This window comes from Streptomyces sp. NPDC104309 (assembly GCF_055584025.1).
Genome location: NZ_JBVJMV010000074.1, coordinates 1 through 17466 on the forward strand (window position 1 = coordinate 1; position 17466 = coordinate 17466).

Below are 17466 nucleotides of genomic sequence, written 5' to 3' on the forward strand. Positions count from 1 at the left end.
GGGGCCCGGCCCCCTGGCGGGGCCCGTTAATCCCCCCGGGGCGCCGGCGCCCCCCCGCCATACACCCCACAACCCCCCCCCCCCGTGGCGGGGGGGGGGGCGCCCCCCCCCCCCCGCGACAGCCCTGGGGAGAAGACGAGTGCTGGTGGTTCCGTCCTCTGCAAGAGCGGAACGGTGACAACGGGTCTCGAACGAAAGAGGATCAACCGCCGGTGACACAAACACTTTTCACGGAACTGCCCGACATCTCTTCCCTACGACAGAAGGTGGGAGCGGTTCTGACCGGGTTCCTGGACACCAAGGAACGTGCTGCGCCAGGAGCCGAGCTGCTCTACCTGACCACCGCCCTGCGCGGACTTTTGACTGGCGGAAAACGACTGCGGTCCCTGCTGTGCCTGTACGGATGGCAAGCCGTCGGAGCAACAGGCGACATGACTGCTGCCGTTCGCGCTGCCGCCAGCCTCGAACTTTTCCAATTGTTCGCCCTGGTACACGACGACGTGATGGATGACAGCGACATCCGTCGCGGTCAGCCGTCCGCCCACCGCGCACTGGCCACCGCGTATACCGACAGCGGCGGCCTGGGCAGCAGGGCCGAGGCGCACGGTCTGGGCGCGGCCGTCCTCCTCGGAGACCTGGCCCTGGTGTGGGCCGACGAACTTCTCCACACAGCGGACCTCGACCCCGGGCGGCTGACACAGGTACTGCCACTGGTGGCCGAAATGCGGAGCGAGGTCATGTACGGCCAGCTCCTGGACTTGCAGACCACCGGCCGTCTTACCGACGACGTGGATACGGCATTGCGCGTCATTCGATACAAGACGGCTAAATACACCATAGAGCGGCCTCTGCACATAGGGGCGGCCGTGGCCGGAGCGACCCCTCCCGTACTCGATGCCTGCACCGCCTTCGGCATACCGCTAGGAGAAGCGTTTCAGCTGCGGGACGACCTGCTCGGAGTCTTCGGTGATCCCGCCAAGACAGGCAAGCCAGTACTGGATGACCTGCGCGAGGGCAAGGCCACCGTCCTGATGGCGCTCGCGGTCCAGCGAGCCTCCAAGGCCGAACTGAAGGCACTGCGAGAGTTCGTCGGCCGAAGCGACCTCAACGACGAACACGCTGCCACGGTCCGCACGATCCTGAACTCCACCGGCGCCCGGCAGACCGTGGAGGAAATGATCACCACGCGACGGGCGGCCGCCCTCGCCGCCTTGGACAACGCTCCGTTCCCGGGAAGTACCACAGCCTCCCTGCGCCGGCTTGCCCTGCACGCAACGGCCAGGCAGGCATAGCACGTGGCCGCACACCGTGATCAGAACCCCGAGGAGGAAGTCACCCCATGAGCATCAGCACGCCCACTGACACGTCCTACGCCGAACGAGCCACCAGCGTGGTGGCCAGGGCCGACCAGGACAGCTGGGGAAGCGTCCGCCCCTCCCTGTACGAGACGGCCCGCGTCCTCTCGGCGGCGCCGTGGCTGCCCGGAGAACCCGGGCGGATCACGTACCTGCTGGAACAGCAGGCATCTGACGGCAGCTGGGGGGAGGGGCCCCTGCCCTACCGGCTCCTGCCGACACTCAGCGCGGTGGAGGCCGCGCTGGCGGTCCTGCGAAGGGGCACCACGACCGCAGAGATCACCGGCCAGCTCACATCTGCGGCGAACAAAGGCCTCGACGTACTGCGCGCACTGCCACCAAAATGCCCGTGGCCGGACACAGCTGCAGCAGAAATACTCGTACCCAGCCTGGTAGCCGAGATCAACGAGAAGCTGGACGCCCTGACCACCAGTAAGGACATGCCAGGTATCGACAGCTTCCACCTGCCGGTTCCAGCCGGCTTCCACGAGTCGGCACCTGTCCACGTGGCCAAACGGTACGAGTCACAAGGCAGCCTGCCCTTCAAACTCCACCACACGTTCGAAGGCATATCCAGCTACATACCGTCCGCTCTCGTCCCTGACGTCGAAGGCCTGCTGGGCAGCTCGCCGGCCGCCACCGCGGCACGGGCAACGCGGTCACCTGCCACCACCGCCCAGGCCGTCGCCGACCTCACCGCAGTGGCGCAGCGCTACGGCGGTCTCTTCCCCGAGGCCGCACCCCTCCGCGTGGTCGAACGGCTATGGGTCGCTGCCGCACTGGCGCGCGCCCACCTGCCCACTGCAGCGCTTCCCACTGTCCGCGGATGGGCCGAGGAGATCTACAACCTTCAAGGCGTGCGCGGCGCGCCCGGCCTCATGACCGACGCCGACGACACCGCCATGTCAGTGCTGGTGGCCTCGCTCGTCGGCCTGCCGCACGACCCGGCACCGCTGGACCCGTTCCACAACGGCAGCCACTACGACTGCTACATCGGCGAGGACACCGGATCGGTCACCGCGAACGCCCACGCCCTCCAGGCCCTCGTCAGCTACCTGCGGCACTGCCCCACAGCAGACGGCACATACGGCTCCCGAGCAGCGAAACTGGGCGACTGGCTGGCCGGCCAGCAGCAACCCGAAGGACACTGGACCGACAAATGGCATGCCTCCCCCTACTACGCCACCGAGCGAAGCGTCACCGCACTCGCACAGTACGGCGGCCAGCACGCATCCGGCGCCGTTCAGAGGGCCGCCGCGTGGACCATTGACACTCAACGCACCGACGGCTCCTGGGGCGTGTGGGGCAGCACCGCCGAAGAGACCGCATACGCCGTCAAAATCCTGCTGAGCGCCGCCACCCCCACACCGCAGCACACCCGGGCCCTGGGCCTCGCCGAGACATACCTGCACGCCGCCTCGGACCCTGGCCATCGACACCCCGCCCTGTGGCACGACAAAACCCTGTATGCGCCCACAACGGTGATCGAAGCGGAGGTGCTCGCCGCGCGGGAAAGGCTGCGCGCCCGTTGCAGCTGAGCAGACCGCCATCACACCCAGGGACCACATAGAACCACAAGCGAGTGAAAAGGACAGGTATATGACTGCCGACCTACATACTGCGCCAATCGCCCCCGGTCGGATACCGCTCATCGGGCATGCCTTGCCTCTGCTCACGGACCGCCTGGCCTACGTCCAACGCCTGCGCACCTACGGGCCCATCGTGCAACTCGTCATCGGCCCGAAGAAGACCATCACTGTGATCAACTCGTTTGAGCTGCTCCAGGAGATGCTCACCCGCAAGTCCGACCACTTCAACAAGGGACTGCTCTTCGACAAACTCAAGATCTTCGGCGGAGATCCCCTGCCGGTCGCAGAAGGCAAACCGCACCTGCAGCGGCGCCGCCTGATGCAACCCGCCCTGCATCGTGAACACGTCAAGGGCTATATCGAGAGCATGCGGACCACGGCGGAACCCTCCGTCTCGGCCTGGCGCGACCAGGAAATCCTCCACGTGTCCAACGAGATGCAGCTCATGGCCCAAGGGGTCGTCATGGCGGCACTTTTCTCCTCGAACCCGGAGCGCGGGCCGGCGCAGACGATCCTCGACAGTGTCGACACGGTCTTCAAGGCTGCCCTCATGCACGCCATGGTGCCCATCTCCGCACTGGAGCGACTGCCCACCCCCGGCAACCGCAGAGCCCGGGCCGCCAACGCCGTCCTGCGCAAGACCATCGCGGACATCATTGCCGACCACCGGGCGAACCCGGACGCCTACGACGACCTCGTCTCGCTCCTCATGACCGTCCAGGACGGGACGGGCGGGAACCTGAGCGACGAAGAGATCACTGCGGAGATCACCGCCCTGCTCGCCGCCGGCTCCGAGACCACCGCGGTCACCCTCGCATGGCTGTTCCATGAGATCGCCCGCAACCCGGAACTGGAGCGCAGGCTCCACGAGGAAGTCGACACCGTGCTCGCCGGAGACGCACTCGCCGCCGAACACATACCCCAGCTCGTCTTCACCCGCAGGCTCATCGACGAGACCCTGCGCCTGCACAACCCCGCCTGGATCCTGACCCGACGGACCATCACACCCGTGCAACTCGGGGAGTTCAACCTGCCTGCGGGGACAGACGTGATGTGGAGCCCGTACGCGATGCACAGGGATCCGGACCTGTACCCCGACCCGCTGCGTTTCGACCCCGATCGCTGGCTGCCCGAGCGCCCCCAGCCACCCAGAGGAGCCTTCATTCCGTTCGGGGTCGGCAAGCGGATGTGCATCGGCGACCAGTTCTCCCTGATGGAAGCCGTCGTCATCACGGCGCTCATTGCGTCACGCTGGCGGCTGCGTCCGGTACCCGGCGCAACCGTCCGGCCCGTGCCGGAGATCACCGTGCATCCCTCATCCCTCGACATGATCGCCGAACCCAGAAAGCACGCGGCCACGGAGAGCACGGTATGAGCGACTTCCCTCGCACTTCGGCCCGTGGGCCCGGCGCCGCCCTCCCGATGCCGGACCTCAGAAGTTCCTTTCCCGGCCCGTTCGCAACCAGCCCACATGCCGAGGCCATCGAGCAGCAAACCGCCGACTGGCTCCGCACCTTCCCTCTGCTCCGCTCACCGAGCGAACAGAAGACCCTCTGCAACATCACAGCCCAAGGGGTAGCTCGCCTTCTCCCGACAGCCGACCGGGACGGCGTCTTCCTCTGCGCTGATCTCTTCCTGTGGCTCACCGCCTTCGACGACACACACGGCGAGGCCAAAGGAGCCCGCGACACCACACGCCTGGTCCACCACATCAGCCGATGTGTCCACCTCCTCAACGGATATGACGAATCGACAAGCGAAGACACCGTCTACACCGCCGCCCTACGGGACCTCCTTTGCCGGTTCCGGGAACGGGCCACGCCCACGCAGTACCTACGGCTCACCGCGCAACTGAGAGACACCCTCTTCGGCATCATCTGGGAAGCCCATCACCTCGACCGGCCCGACCAGGTCACCCTGAGCGACTATTGCGCGATGCGCCCACACACAGTCTTCGTCCGGACCGTTATGGCGACCGCGGAAGTCGCGCTCAGGTACGAACTTACGGAGGACCAGCGAGCTTCGGCAGCGGTGCGGGAACTTGAGAAAGCCGTTGCCAACCTTGCCGGATGGATCAACGACCTTGCCTCGTACGCGAAAGAGACAAGCCCCGGTGGCCCGACTCCTCTGAGCCTGCCAACACTGCTGATCCGATACCGCGAGTGCGACCTCGAAGGGGCGTTCCGTCTGGCCTCCAGCATGTGTGAAGACCAAGCCTCCACCGCACGCCTTCGAATCACCGAACTCACCGCCAACAGCAAAGATCCACTCCCGGATCACGCTCGCGCCATGGAAGGCATCGCAGCCTCCTACGTGTGGCACATAGGGCACGTCCGCTACAAGAATTAGCCACGTCCCTATGCGTCGAGAAACGTCGGTAGCGGCCGTACTCGGTGGCAACTGCGGCGAACAGCTCGTCCTTGCCCGCGGTCAGGTCCGCGAACGTCACCGGCCGCACCTGGTGCCGCCGCAACGCCGTTGCCGCCGCCAAGGGCCCGCAGCTCCGCCGCGATCCGCCGTCGGCGGTGCGCTCGACGACGGCGAGGCCGGGCCACAACGGGGACGCACTGGTGACGTGCGCCAGCAGCCAGCCCCCGGGGGCAAGTTGCTCGACGAGCGCCGCCGGCGCGCGCTCCACCGCGTACGGCACGAAGATACGGTCGAACGGCGCCCGCATGGGACACTCCTCGTCCCCGGACCCGCACACCACGTCCGGCCGGAAGCCGAGGTCGGCCAGCCAGACGGTGGCTGCGTCGGTGAGGTGCCGGTCCTGGTCGAGTGTGTGCCGGTGCTGCGCGAGCAGCGGTGGCAGCAGATCCGCGAGGCCGACCCGGAGTGGGCTGCGAGGTGGGAGCAGATCGCCAAACAGGCTCCCGGCCGGTGGAAGCGAGGGTCACCAGGGAGCCGGTCACCCCGGGCACCGCGAGCGCTTCGATCGCCGCCTCGTCGGTCTCCCCCTGGGCCTTGGTGAGGTGATCGGCGGCCACCGGGTGGGGCGCCTCGCGGTCGGCGAGGTAGATCTCCGCCAGGGCGTGTTGGCCGGTCTTGAGATCGGTGCCGTTGGCGTCGGCCACGTGGCCGACGCATTCGTGGATGGGGAAGCCGATCCGGCTGGAGCGCGGGTCGGCGGTGCTGCGCCATTTGGGCAGGTTGTTGCCGCACAGCGCAGCGGTGCTCAGGCGGACCGTCACCTGCCTGGGGTGTCGGCTCCGGTTCGTGGGCGTCGGGACACTCTCGAACGTTTGGGGGGCTCGCAGACGTAGGGCGTGCACGAGGGGTCCTTTCGCGGAGAGAGGGAGCCGCGAACCCGGTCGGTAATCCTGGCCGGGTTACGGCGCGTCGGGGTGGAGCAGGGCGGACACTCGGGCGGCCAGAGCGTCGATGTCCACCTGGTCGAAGCGGGTGGTGTCCACGGTCAGTACCGGCCCTGGCAGGTCCAGGGGCTCGTAGCGGCCGGCCAGCAGTTCTTCGCGGAATTCGTCGATGTTCTGGGCGTCGCAGTGGCCGGGGTGCCGCTCGGCGGAAGCGGAGCGGGCAGCGAAACGGTTGAGGAGGGTGACACCGTCGGTGCGGCACTGGATCTGGACCACTTCGGCGCCTGTGGCGCCGAGGAGTTGCTGAAAGTCAGAACTGGAGTGCGTCCGGCGAAAATTGGACTCCGTCAGGCAGCTCGTTCTGGCGCCCAGGGTGTCGGAGAGCAGCGAGAACAGCACGGCCACGGACGCGGCACCGAGTTCTTTGGACCGCTGGCGGTCCGACCACCCGAGGGTGTCGAACAGCGACTCCTTGATGGCGTCGCGGCTGTACCAGGGCAGAGTCAGGCGGGTGGCGAGCCGGCGGGCCAGATAGGTCTTTCCGGTCCCCGGGGGGCCGGAGACGATGACCACGGTAGGGGCGGGCACAGGACGTCCTTCCGAGACGGTGCGACAGCGAAATCGGTTGGCGTCTGTACGTGCAGCCAGTCGCCGTCGAAACCTCCCCTCCCTGAAGAGGGGAGGTTTCAACACGCGATTCCCTCAGCGGGGATTTCCGTGATGGGGGACGGCGCTGCAAGCGGGATGCCCCATTGTTTGCGGGCCAGGTGGGCGGCTTGGGCCGCCTGTTGGTAGCCCTGATCGCCCCAGCCGAGCAGAGCGGCGGCCTGCTCGGGCGCGGCCAGGAGCCGGGCGAACTGGCGTCCGCTGGCAGGGTCGATCGCGGACGGGCCGACAGATGTGATCGGCGCGGCCAGTCGTAGCCGCGCGCATTCGCCGATGCCGCCATAGACATCACCGGTGGCGTCGTACACCCATCCCAGCCGTTCGGCCTTTCCCGGGTCCAGGGTCAACTGCGCTTCTTCGGCGGCCTCGCGTACCAGCGCGGCCTCCGGGGACGCATCTGTGGGCTCGACCGTGCCGCCGGGCAACGTGGCCAGCGGCTCAGCGGGGTCGATGACCAGGACGACGCGGCCGTCGGGTGCGAAGAGCCAGCCCCAGGCTTGGGGGACTGGGAGTTGGTCGGGGACGCGGTCGGGGTGCCAGGGCCACTGGCGTCCGTCCCGGGGTCGTGTGTGTACCTGGTGCAGGTCCAGTGGTGGCACTGCCCCGACGTGTCGGCCGCCTTCGAGGTGGGCGGTCGTGCCGGCCAGACGGGCGCGCAGCGCGGCCAGCATGATCTGTGCGTCCACGGGGATCATTCGCTCGGCCGCTGCCCGGGAGTCAAGGAACTCGTATCCGTGCAGCTCGTCTGCGGGCAGACGGAGGGCGGCGATGTCCGGCTCGGTCAGGGTCCCGCCGTCCAGCACGTAGCGCACCTCGCCCGGGAAAGGCAAGTCTGGAGCGACGTCCGGATGTCCAGGGGCGAGCCAGTTCACGGCCAGCCCCCTCCCGGACGTCCTCATCAGTCCGAGTTCTTCGTGTACTTCGCGACGGTGGCGGGCTAGGCGCGGCCGGGGGAGTGGTAGGCCTGGACGTCGGCGGGCGGGTGGTCGAGCGGCAGGTCCGGGTTCCAGGCGGTCAGGCACTGGGCGCTCGGTACGAACAGCGGGCCGGGCAGCGCGTCCAGAGGCCAGAACCTCCAGGCGCCGATGGCCTCCTCGCGCTGCTGCGGCATGCCGGACCATCGGGTGACGACGACGGGCACCATCACCCGGACGACGTCGCCCACCCGGTCCAGGAGCGTGCCCAGCACCCGTACGGCTGAGGGGTCGGCCACGAGCCCGGCTTCTTCACGGAGCTCACGGACGGCGGACTGGGCGAAGGTCTCGCCTGGCTCGACGGTTCCGCCGGCGAGCTCCCACGTACGGCGCCGGTGCTGCCCGAGCAGGACTCCGTCCGGGCCGTGCACGATCACGCCCACTCCCACAGCCGCGTGCGGCAGTGGCGGCGCGCTGGTGCGGGGACGGCTCGGAACACGCTGCGGGCGGCGGGCGGTGTACAACCGATAGGAGACGCGGTTGTCCGGCTTCGGGGAGTCGATCGTGGTGACCGCCTCCATGGTGAGGCCGTGCTGGACCAGGAGGTCCTCCCACAGCTGCGGGGTGAGGATCCACATGTCCACGGGGTGGTCGTCGGTGGTGCCGGGCAGCCGCAGGATCTCGGGCCGCGGGGCCACCTCGGCCGACGGTCCGGTGCCGGTCGAGGTGGTGTGGAGCGCGGAGAAGACCAGCCGTCCGCCCGGCTTGAGGCCGTTGGCCAGGACGGGCAGCAGCCGGTCGGGGTCCAGGTACGGCATGGAGCCGACGGAGTAGATCAGGTCGTACGGGCCCGCATCGCGCAGGTGGGCCACGGCGTCGGCGCGCACCAGGCGCAGGCCCGGGGTGTCCGGGTAGCGGGTGACGGCGCGCCGGTGCTGGGCGGGGGAGGCGTCCACGGCGGTGACGTCGGCGCCCCGGGCGGCGAGGTGGGCGGCGTGCCGGCCGAGGCCGCTGCCGAGGTCGAGGACGCGCAGCCCTTGCACGTCTTCGAGGGACTCGATGCCGGGGCCGGTGCCCGGGATGCCCCAGTCCCACCGGTCCAGCTCGGGCAGCTCGAGTCCCCTGGCCAGTTGGTGAGTGCCGTAGGTGTTCCAGGTCTCGACGGTGTCCTTCTCGGTGGTCACCGGGTCCTCCATCAGCTCGTGGGGCGGGGACAGGGGCGCAGGGCATAGCTGCGCAGAACGTCGAGGTCAGCCATGTCGACGACGGACCAGCCGGTCGTGAGCAGTTCGGCGTCACTCGGGGTGATCCCGAGTCCTTGCAGGGCCGGGTCGGTGCTTGTGCGGCGGCCGGCGATCTCGGTGATCACCCAGAACGTGCCGCCGGGCGCGAGCAGCTCGCGGACGCGGCTGAGGAAGGCCTGCTTGTTGTCCATCCACCGGTAGACCAGGCGGCAGGTGATGAGCGCGTAGGCGGGGTCCGGCAGGGTGGTGAGGTCGTCGGCGGTGATGTCCAGGCACCGCCAGGCCAGGCCGGGGCCGCTGCCGTGAGCGGCGGCGAGGGCAAGGGCGCTGGGGGAGCAGTCGGCGCCGGTCGTGCGGTATCCGAGTTCGTGGTGGAGGTGGCGGGCAAGGGTTCCGTCGCCGCTGCCGCTGCCGCTGCCGCTGCCGATGTCGAGGGCGGGCCGGCCGTGGCCGGGGCCGAGGTGCTGGTCCATCAGCCGCTTCTCGGTTTCGCAGAGCTGCCGGTAGCGACGGCTGCCAGCCCAGAGGGGTTCCCAGTAGGCGGCGCTCGCGGTGGACCCGGTGATGGTCACGATGCTCCTCCCCGGGCGGTCGGCACGGCCGTGGAGGCGAGTGAGGCGGACATGGCCCGTAGGACTCGGACAGCAAGGACTCTCCCCTCGCCGGGACACCGGAGAAGGGCCTTCACGTGCGTGGCACACCAGCAGATGCCGCTCACAGCGCGGACTCCTTCATGAGCCGGCCCAGGGTCCGCCGACCCCGCGCGGTGACCTCGGGATGGTCATTGTCCGGGCCCCAGGCCAGGCAGTTGACCGCGTCCAGCGCGGTCAGGCAGCGCAGCGCGAGCCGCTCGGCGCCGGTCAGCTCCCGCCCGTACGCCTGAAGGAACGCCGCCTCGCGATGGGGGTGGTCGAGCCACTCGGTGACGGTGAGGATGACGAGGTCCTGCACGCGGGCGGCCGGCCGGGTGCGTTCGAAGTCGACGACTGCGAGCCCGGCCGGGGACCACAGCCAGTTCCGCGGCTTTCACTAGGCTTCCCAGAGTTGTCGTCTGCCTTGCTCATGGAGCCTCTGGGAGAGAAGTGTCGGATCGTTGGGGTGTTGCGTTCTACGACTTCCTGAAGCCGCCGCCGGGCCTGCGCGGCGGTGTGTTGGAGGGGTTCGGCGACCTCCATGAGCGGGCGGCGCGGAACGGAGCTCAGCATGGCACGCCGGTGCTGGTGACGGTCTCGGGCTTCACTGATCCGGGCGTGAATCTGTTCTTTCGTGTCTCGCCGATGGTGGGGCGCGGGATCAGAACGTGGCGGCGGTACGCGTACACCTTGGTCGTGTGGCTGAACTTCCTGCAGGTGTTCGGAAGAAGCTGGCGTGACGCGACAACTCGGGATGTGGAGGCGTTCAAGGACTGGCGGCTCACGGATGTGCGCAACGATGAGCGGATCACGGCTGGGAGTTTCGACGCCGACCGGGCCGCTCTGAACACCTTCTACACGTGGGCTTCTGGCAAGTACGGGCTGCTCAACCCGGTGACGGGGGTCTCCCCGGCGTCGGGTACTGGTGGCCGGTCCGGGCAGGATCTCGGTCCTGAGGGCCGTCGGCGGGAGGGCATCCGGCCGTCGGGCTCGCGCCGACGTCAGGTGAAGTGGATGCTCCGGGTGCCATTCGAGCAGTGGCGTGACGTCGGTTTGTGTGGCCACGGCTTCGACGGTGTACGGCGAGCCGGATGGCGCGGGCCGAACGAGGATCGCGACGCGGCGTTCGTCGACGGCCTGTACGGGACCGGGCTGCGTCTTCAAGAGTGGGGCAGTGTCCTTGACGTGGAGCTGCCCCGTTCTTCGACTGCGCGCCTGTCGCGGGCCTGGCTGGCTGCGGCGTGCCTGAAAGGGGCAAAGGAGGGCCGGTGGTACCGGATTCCGCGAGCGGTGCTGCGGGAAGTCGAGGGCTACATCGATCCGTTGGAAGGCTCTCGGGCGGAGGCGATTCGCAGGGCGCAGCGTCGGGGCAGCTACGAGCAGCTCGCGTACCTGCGGGTGGTCCGCGGTTACAACGCCCGGAGCCGGGTGCTGTATCTGGAGGGCGGGGGTTCGCTGTCGGTGGACGTGCTGGGCCCCGATGAGCGGCGTCTGCTGTTCCGTCGGACCGCCTCTGGGCTGGAGCCGCTGGCGGTGTGGCTTTCACCGAACGGCATGCCGAAGAAGGTGGAGGGCTGGGAGGACACGTTCACCGCGGCCAACGAGCGGGTGCAGCGGGTCTGGACGGAGGCGGGCGGGGAGGGGCTGGTGCCGTTGTGGTGCCGTCCGCATATGTGCCGGCACTCGTTCGCGCTCAAGTGGTACTCGTTGCTGTCGGCGGTGTGGCAGCCGCACCTCGACGGGTTCACGGAGCAGGAACTGCTGGACATACGGGAGATGTTCGGCGGTGTGTGGTACGCGCTGTCGCTTTTGATGGGGCACGCGGACCCGGCCACGACGCGGGAGACGTATCTGGAGCCGTTCACCGCGCTTCAGGTCGACTACCTGATGGAGTTGCTGGACGGCGATGAGGCCAAGGGCATCGAGGTGTTGATCCGTACGGTGGCCGAGCGTGGCGGGCGGACGCTGACGGGTGTCGCCCGTCCTGGCCTGCAGCCGTCGGTCGGGGGACGCGCATGAGCGCCGGGCGACGGGGCGGACGCCAGGCGGCCATGCCGTCGGCGGGGTGGCAGCCACCGGAGCGGCTGCTGGAGGCATCGGGCGGTACGGCGGTGCGCGTCATCGAGCAGTCGGGGGCGCGTTCGCGGGTGTTCGACTTCGCCGACATCCACGACCGTAAAGGCCGGCGAGTGGTGATCGCCGTGGGCTTGCAACGCTGGTTGGCGTCGGCCTTCGTCGCCCGGACCTCGAACCGTTCGGGGGTGACACGGCTCGGCGCTGCTGAGGGCATCTATGCGGTGCTGTCCTGGCTGGCCCGGTTCTTCGCGGCCCAGAGCCGACCCGTTCGGGGGCCGGGCGACGTCACCGCAGATCACGTGCGGGCGCTGTGGACGCACATTGAGGGGCGCAACAACGCCACTCAACGGGATCACCTCTACCGGCTGCGGCTGCTGTGGCGCGATGACGACGAGTTGTCGGATGGAGTGCGGGCGGCTCTGTACCAGCAGCCGCTGCCCGAGGTGAAGGACATCGTGGATGTGCCCGCGTACGACGACGCGGGCATGCAGCGGATCATGACCGCGTTGCGGCACGATATCCGGGTGGCGCGGGACCGGGTACGGGCCGGGCAGGATCTCCTGGTGCGCTTTCGCGTCGGCCGAATACGGCCCGAGGATCCAGATCATCAACTCGCGGGCCTGCTGGACGTCTTCGACCGCACGGGGGACGTGCCGCGTACGGCCAGTGGCTGGCCGGTGCTGGCGGTGAGGCAGGCGGGCGGGGTGCGCGAGATCGCCCGGTGGCTGTGCCTGAACTCCCAGGAGCTGACCGCGTTCTGCCTGCTGCTGACGGCGTTGACGGCGGAGAACTTCGGCACGGTGGCCGCGTGGCCCGCGGCGCACTACCGGCCGGACGCCGGGATCGAGGGCATCCCAGGGGTTGCCCTGGTCGAATCGTCCAAGCCCCGGCGCGGCCCGGAGCGCGAGCACATGGTGACCCCCGTGGAAGACGTGCCGGAAGACCTGGCCGCGCTCCTGGTGGACGCCGATCCAGAGCCTCGGCTCTTCCGTTCCCCGCTGCGGGTCTACCAGCTGCTCCTGGAGCTGACGCAACGCGCGCGTCGCCACGGTGGTCATGACCTGGCTCTGGCCGGGTTCCGTGCGACGGGCGCCTCCCGAGAGGGACGCTGGACGCGCGGGGCCGATGCTAAGAACATCGCCCGATGGTCCGCTCAGCACGGCTTTCCCACCAAGGAGCCTACGGCGGAGGGGATCGAGCCGGTGGAGGCCAGGCGGCTTCGCCAGACAGGAATCGAGCGCAAGCGCCGCCCGGTCGCGCACACCCAGTCCACCATGAACGACCGCTACCTGGCCCGCAGCAAGGCGGTCGTCGCCCAGTCCCGCACCGTTGTCGCCGACGCACTGCGCGCCCAGGTGGCTGCGGCCCGAGAGCGGCGCAGTGTCCCCGTCCTGACGGCCTCGCTGGTCACCCGGGCCGCGACCGATCTGGACGGAGCGGCCCGCGAGGCAGACCTGGACCCGCAGGTTCTGCAGCGCCTGGTCACCGGCCAGCAGGACACCGTGCTGACGGGATGTGTCGACCACCTCAACAGCCCGACCGCGGAGCCGGGAGAACCCTGTGCGGAATCGTTCCTGGCCTGTCTGGGGTGCGAGAACGCTAGAGCACTGCCGCACCAACTGCCCTTGCAGATCGCCGCCCTGGACCAGTTGAACCTCCTGCGGGCCCACGTGGATCCGGCGACGTGGAAGGCGCGGCACGCGGTGCACCAGGAACGCCTGGAGGACCTGGTGGGCCACTATCGCGAGTCGGAGCAAGACAAGGCACGCCGCAACCTCACCCGGCCACAGGCAAAGATGATCAATGAGCTGATGAGCGGACGGATGGACCTGCGATGACCATGCCTTTGAGCGACGAGGCGGTCGCGCCTTCACCACTGCACCGCCTTGCGGATGTCGTCGTCCTTCGCGCACGCCCGCTGTGGGACGGCATCGATCCGGTGTCGCTGTCACGGTTTGCGGACTGGGCCTGGTCCCTGGCCGAGGCACAGCCGGACCAGCACACCCAGCCGATCATGCTGTACTGGTCGACGTTCCCGTCCGCCCTGGTGGACGACTTCAAGGTGTTCACCCTCGCGGTGCTCGACTGCCCCTATCCACCGCTGCTGAGCAGGATCACGGGACTGGAGCGGGCCAGCGTCGCCACGGTGCTCCTGTGGTTCAAGCGTCTGCGCGTCTTCGCGACCTGGCTGCGGCATGGCGGAATTGCCCGGCTTCAGGATGTGACCGATCACGATCTCGACCGGTACCTCGACCACGTGCGCGCGATGCAGGCCAGTACCAACACGCGTCGTCAGCTCCTGAGCGCGGTACGCGCCGTCTGGGCGTACTCGCCGCAGCTGCCGCCAGAACACCGCATGTCCGTCACGGTGCCGTGGCAGGGCCGCTCCCCCGGGGAACTGGCCGAGGACATCAAGACCTGCCGGGGCAACAAGACCCCGAGGATCGAAGCCGCCACCATGACCGCGCTGCTGGACTGGGCGCTGCGCATCGTCGAGGACATCGGGCCGGACGTCCGCGACGCATGGCGAGAATTCCGGCAGCTCTACACGGGCGACCATCCCAGCCACCGCCAGTACGACGGGCTGCCGCAGACCGAGCGGATGAAGCTCTTCCTCCAGGCCGCGCGGGAAGACGGCAGGGAACTGCCCGGCGCCCCGGAGCACCGCGGCACCATCGACTTCAAGTACCTGGCCTGCCTCATCGGGCTGCCCGCGCTGTCCGACTCCCTGTCCGGAGCCTCCCGGTCGCTGGCCGAAGCCGCCGGACTGCCGGTGGCCGAAGACTTCTTCATCGGCCGCATCACGGGACGGATCGACGGCCGTCCCTGGCGGGAGCGGCCGCTCACCGTCTCCGAACTCCCCGCCCTCGTCTGGGTCGTGACCGCGGCATGCTTCGTCACAGTGTCTTACCTGTCTGGTATGCGCCCTGGTGAGGTGGCCAATCTGCGTCGCGGCTGCCGAGCGGACGACGCCGAGTCCGGAGAACTGCTCCTGCTCGGGCACCGAGGCAAAGGGTACGACCGGAACGCGGCGGAGACGCAGCGGCCGCCGGCCCGTCCCTGGGCCGTCGTCAGCCCGGTGCACCAGGCCATCGCCCTGCTGGAGTCGCTGCACGAGACGGACCTGCTGTTCCCCACCCGTCTGCCCGGCAGCGGCCAGCGCAAGAGCCGCGCGGGCGCGCGGACCTGGGACACCAAGAAGATCAACACGGAGCTGAAGCGGTTGCAGGACTGGGTGAACTCCACCTTCACGTCCGTCAGCGGCACTCCTGCGATACCGCCCGACCCGGTCAAGCACCTGCACGCCTCCCGGTTCCGCCGCACGCTCGCGTACTTCATCGTGCGCCGCCCCCGCGGCCTGACCGCCGCCGCGTTGCAGTACGGCCACCTCAAGACGAAAGTGACTTTGAACTACGCCGCGAACGACGACGACTCGTGGCTCGACGACGTCGCCGTGGAACGCCTGGAGATGGTCCTGGAACAGTCCGAGGACGACTGGACCCGCCTGGAGGAAGAACACGAGCACGTCAGCGGCCCGGCCGCCGCAGAGTACCGCCGCCGCACCGCCGGCGCCGCAGTGTTCCTCGGCCGCACCGTGCGGGCACCGGCCAGCGTAAGCCGCCTCCTGGCGCAGACGGACACCGACATCCACCACGGCGACGCCATGACCTGCGTGCATCGCGCGGAAACCGCGGCATGCCGCAAGGAAAAGCTCCTGCTCGGGCTGCCCGCCGACGGCGGTCCCGATGAGTCGCTGTGCCGCACCACCTGCGTCAACCTCGCCTACACCGACCGGGACATCGCCGAACACCGCGCGCACCTGCCCGTCCTGATGACGGAGGCACGCGATCCGATGACCCCGCGCCCGCGCCGGGACCGCGCCGCCGCGCAGGCCGACCGGATCCGCGCGGTGATCGAACAACACGAGACGTCGCGGCCAAAAGCCACACACACGAAGGGCGGTCAGACGGCATGACCCGCAGGAACCGAGACCGGGATGCGGAGCGCGAGGCGATACGGGCCGCCGCGACACGCCTCCTGGCCGACACGCCCTTTCGCTCGACGGCCGGGAAACTCACCGGGACCGAGCTGATCACCGAGTGCGGGCTACGGCGCGACGTCGTCTACGGCGACCACAAGGACCTCGTGGACGAGTTCAAGGCGCGGGCCAAGGCCCAGAATTTCACCCCGCAGGTCGCCCAGCGCATGGCCGACGAAAACGCCGCGTTGAAAGACGCCCTGGCGAAGACAAGGGACGAACTCGCCGCGGAGCGAGAGCGGGTCCGCGCCCTCGTGCGTGCCACCGCCGAGCTGTCACTCGAGCTGGACCAGGCGCGCGAGGAACTCGCAGCAGCTCAGCAGATCACGCGGCACCCGGACCGCGAGGCGCCGGAAACTCATAGGCGTTGGCAGGTACGGCACCACGTCGCCGGACACGACCCTCTGGGCCCTCTCGTCGCTGCGAGCACTGGGGCAGGGACTGACGAGAACAGAGTCGGCTGGCTGTTTTCGGTCTACGTCTCCATCAGAAGCGCCGTGCTGGGCGTCGGACTGGTCATGGCCAGGCGGGCCCTTCTGGCCGGTCGGGTCCGGCGGGTGGCGTTTCGGTGCCGCCACCCGAAAGACGCACCGACGACCAGGACCACCGGACTGAACCGCCCGCAGCGTCGCGGGCAGAAGCGAAGCCATCTCCGCAGTCCCTGGCCCCGTGGAACCCGGAGCAGCCACAGTGTCACAGCGATCGCCCATTCCACCCTAAAGGGGTACATCACAGGTGGATCGCCGGTCTCATTGGCGACCGTACCCCGGCTGACGAATAGCGGTCAGCTCTCCGGCCCTGTCGTCGATGAGTCCTCATCCCAAGTTGGCGAGTCGGCTACGTGCCCGAGGTCAGGGCCCGTCAGCTCGTACGGCTCGCCAAGAGGGTACGAAGTAGCCCCTTTCCGTACCATCGCGCGAATGGTGAAACGCTCGCCGGGAAAGAGCGCGAGGAGTGCTGCCTGAGAAATGAGTGACTTATGGATCAGGCTGTGTCCAGGGGCAGCTTCTGACGAGGTGTTCTCGATTTCCAGATGACTGACTTCCTCGCCCACGAGCAATACAAAGAAGCGCAGTAGTTCATATCCGTCGTCGGCCTGAGGCCGGCCGGTGAGCAGTTCCGTCTCGGATTCACCGAACAGCGCGAAGGACCTGCCTCTCAGAATGCCTGCGATTTCCCGGGCATTGGTTGGCTCGATTCCCATGACACCACCGGAAAGGTGCTCTGTTGCTGTCCAAGACCCGTCATCCAGTCGGGTCGAGAAGTAGAGTTCCTCGGCGAAGCGGGCGTCTTTGCGCCGGTGAAAGAGAAGGACAAAGCCAAGGCTGTCGCGTATGCATGTGTCGGCGACGGCGGCCTCGGTCGTGCTGCCGAGGTGGGTGGGCACGGCGTGTGATGTGGCAGCGCCCGGCGTGTGCCCGGCCGTCAGAGCTGCGTGGGCGAGTTCTGCCAGATTCTTAGGCATCCTGGTCCTTGCACGAATGCGGTTGTTTCATTGGAGCGACCCGAGCCGGGGGGGGGGCCCCCCCCCGGGGGGGGGCCCCCCCCCCCCCCCCCGGCCGAAATGGGGTGGGATATATCGCGCGGCGGGCGGACCGCGGGGCGGGGGGGAGGGGGGGGGGGGGGGGTGGCTGACC

Annotated in this window: 14 protein-coding genes; 7 read left to right on the plus strand and 7 right to left on the minus strand. The window is 68.7% G+C overall.

Going from position 1 to position 17466, the window contains the following annotated elements; genetic code table 11:
• Positions 1-212: 212 nt before the first annotated feature.
• The 4 genes from ACZ68L_RS43840 (at position 213) to ACZ68L_RS43855 (ending at position 5293) form a co-directional block, all read left to right on the plus strand.
• The gene (locus ACZ68L_RS43840) at positions 213-1292 is read left to right on the plus strand and encodes a polyprenyl synthetase family protein (RefSeq protein WP_469589744.1); all 1080 of its coding nucleotides are present in this window, start codon (positions 213-215) and stop codon (positions 1290-1292) included.
• A 47-nt stretch (positions 1293-1339) separates the two neighbouring features.
• A complete protein-coding gene (locus ACZ68L_RS43845) occupies positions 1340-2893 on the plus strand; it encodes a labda-7,13-dienyl diphosphate synthase (RefSeq protein ID WP_469589747.1) in 1554 nt (517 codons plus the stop codon).
• 61 nt (positions 2894-2954) lie between these two features.
• Positions 2955-4319 (plus strand): cytochrome P450, encoded by a 1365-nt coding sequence (locus tag ACZ68L_RS43850; protein WP_469589750.1) that lies wholly within the window; start codon positions 2955-2957, stop codon positions 4317-4319.
• A gap of 47 nt (positions 4320-4366) precedes the next feature.
• Positions 4367-5293: a terpene synthase family protein gene (locus ACZ68L_RS43855; protein WP_469589753.1), complete on the plus strand. Its 927-nt coding sequence runs from the start codon at positions 4367-4369 to the stop codon at positions 5291-5293.
• Here the strand turns inward: ACZ68L_RS43855 and ACZ68L_RS43860 are convergent.
• From ACZ68L_RS43860 to ACZ68L_RS43885, 6 genes are all read right to left on the minus strand, one after another.
• Positions 5190-5621: a hypothetical protein gene (locus ACZ68L_RS43860; RefSeq protein ID WP_469589756.1), complete on the minus strand. Its 432-nt coding sequence runs from the start codon at positions 5619-5621 to the stop codon at positions 5190-5192. The genes ACZ68L_RS43855 and ACZ68L_RS43860 overlap by 104 nt on opposite strands.
• A gap of 652 nt (positions 5622-6273) precedes the next feature.
• On the minus strand, positions 6274-6846 hold the full coding sequence (locus ACZ68L_RS43865; RefSeq protein WP_469589758.1) for a P-loop nucleotide/nucleoside kinase family protein: 573 nt from the start codon (positions 6844-6846) through the stop codon (positions 6274-6276).
• A 98-nt stretch (positions 6847-6944) separates the two neighbouring features.
• Positions 6945-7754, minus strand: a complete 810-nt coding sequence (locus tag ACZ68L_RS43870; RefSeq protein WP_469589761.1) for an NUDIX domain-containing protein — start codon at positions 7752-7754, stop codon at positions 6945-6947.
• Between the two features lie 107 nt (positions 7755-7861).
• Complete coding sequence (locus tag ACZ68L_RS43875) at positions 7862-9022, minus strand: bifunctional class I SAM-dependent methyltransferase/NUDIX hydrolase (protein ID WP_469589764.1); 1161 nt, start codon at positions 9020-9022, stop codon at positions 7862-7864.
• A gap of 11 nt (positions 9023-9033) precedes the next feature.
• Positions 9034-9654, minus strand: coding sequence for a class I SAM-dependent methyltransferase (locus tag ACZ68L_RS43880; protein ID WP_469589767.1), 621 nt, complete (start codon positions 9652-9654; stop codon positions 9034-9036).
• A 142-nt stretch (positions 9655-9796) separates the two neighbouring features.
• Positions 9797-10093, minus strand: a complete 297-nt coding sequence (locus ACZ68L_RS43885; protein ID WP_469589782.1) for a hypothetical protein — start codon at positions 10091-10093, stop codon at positions 9797-9799.
• 71 nt (positions 10094-10164) lie between these two features.
• Between ACZ68L_RS43885 and ACZ68L_RS43890 the strand changes: the two genes are divergently transcribed.
• Genes ACZ68L_RS43890 through ACZ68L_RS43900 form a run of 3 tightly spaced genes read left to right on the plus strand, consistent with a single transcriptional unit; the run spans position 10165 to position 15766 of the window.
• A complete protein-coding gene (locus tag ACZ68L_RS43890; RefSeq protein WP_469589770.1) occupies positions 10165-11733 on the plus strand; it encodes a site-specific integrase in 1569 nt (522 codons plus the stop codon).
• Complete coding sequence (locus ACZ68L_RS43895) at positions 11730-13628, plus strand: hypothetical protein (RefSeq protein ID WP_469589773.1); 1899 nt, start codon at positions 11730-11732, stop codon at positions 13626-13628. The genes ACZ68L_RS43890 and ACZ68L_RS43895 overlap by 4 nt, the downstream gene beginning before the upstream one ends.
• Positions 13625-15766, plus strand: coding sequence for a site-specific integrase (locus tag ACZ68L_RS43900; RefSeq protein WP_469589776.1), 2142 nt, complete (start codon positions 13625-13627; stop codon positions 15764-15766). Before ACZ68L_RS43895 ends, ACZ68L_RS43900 begins: the two co-directional genes overlap by 4 nt.
• A gap of 847 nt (positions 15767-16613) precedes the next feature.
• Here ACZ68L_RS43900 and ACZ68L_RS43905 read toward each other — a convergent pair.
• Positions 16614-17294, minus strand: a complete 681-nt coding sequence (locus ACZ68L_RS43905; protein WP_469589779.1) for a hypothetical protein — start codon at positions 17292-17294, stop codon at positions 16614-16616.
• Between the last annotated feature and the right edge of the window lie 172 nt (positions 17295-17466).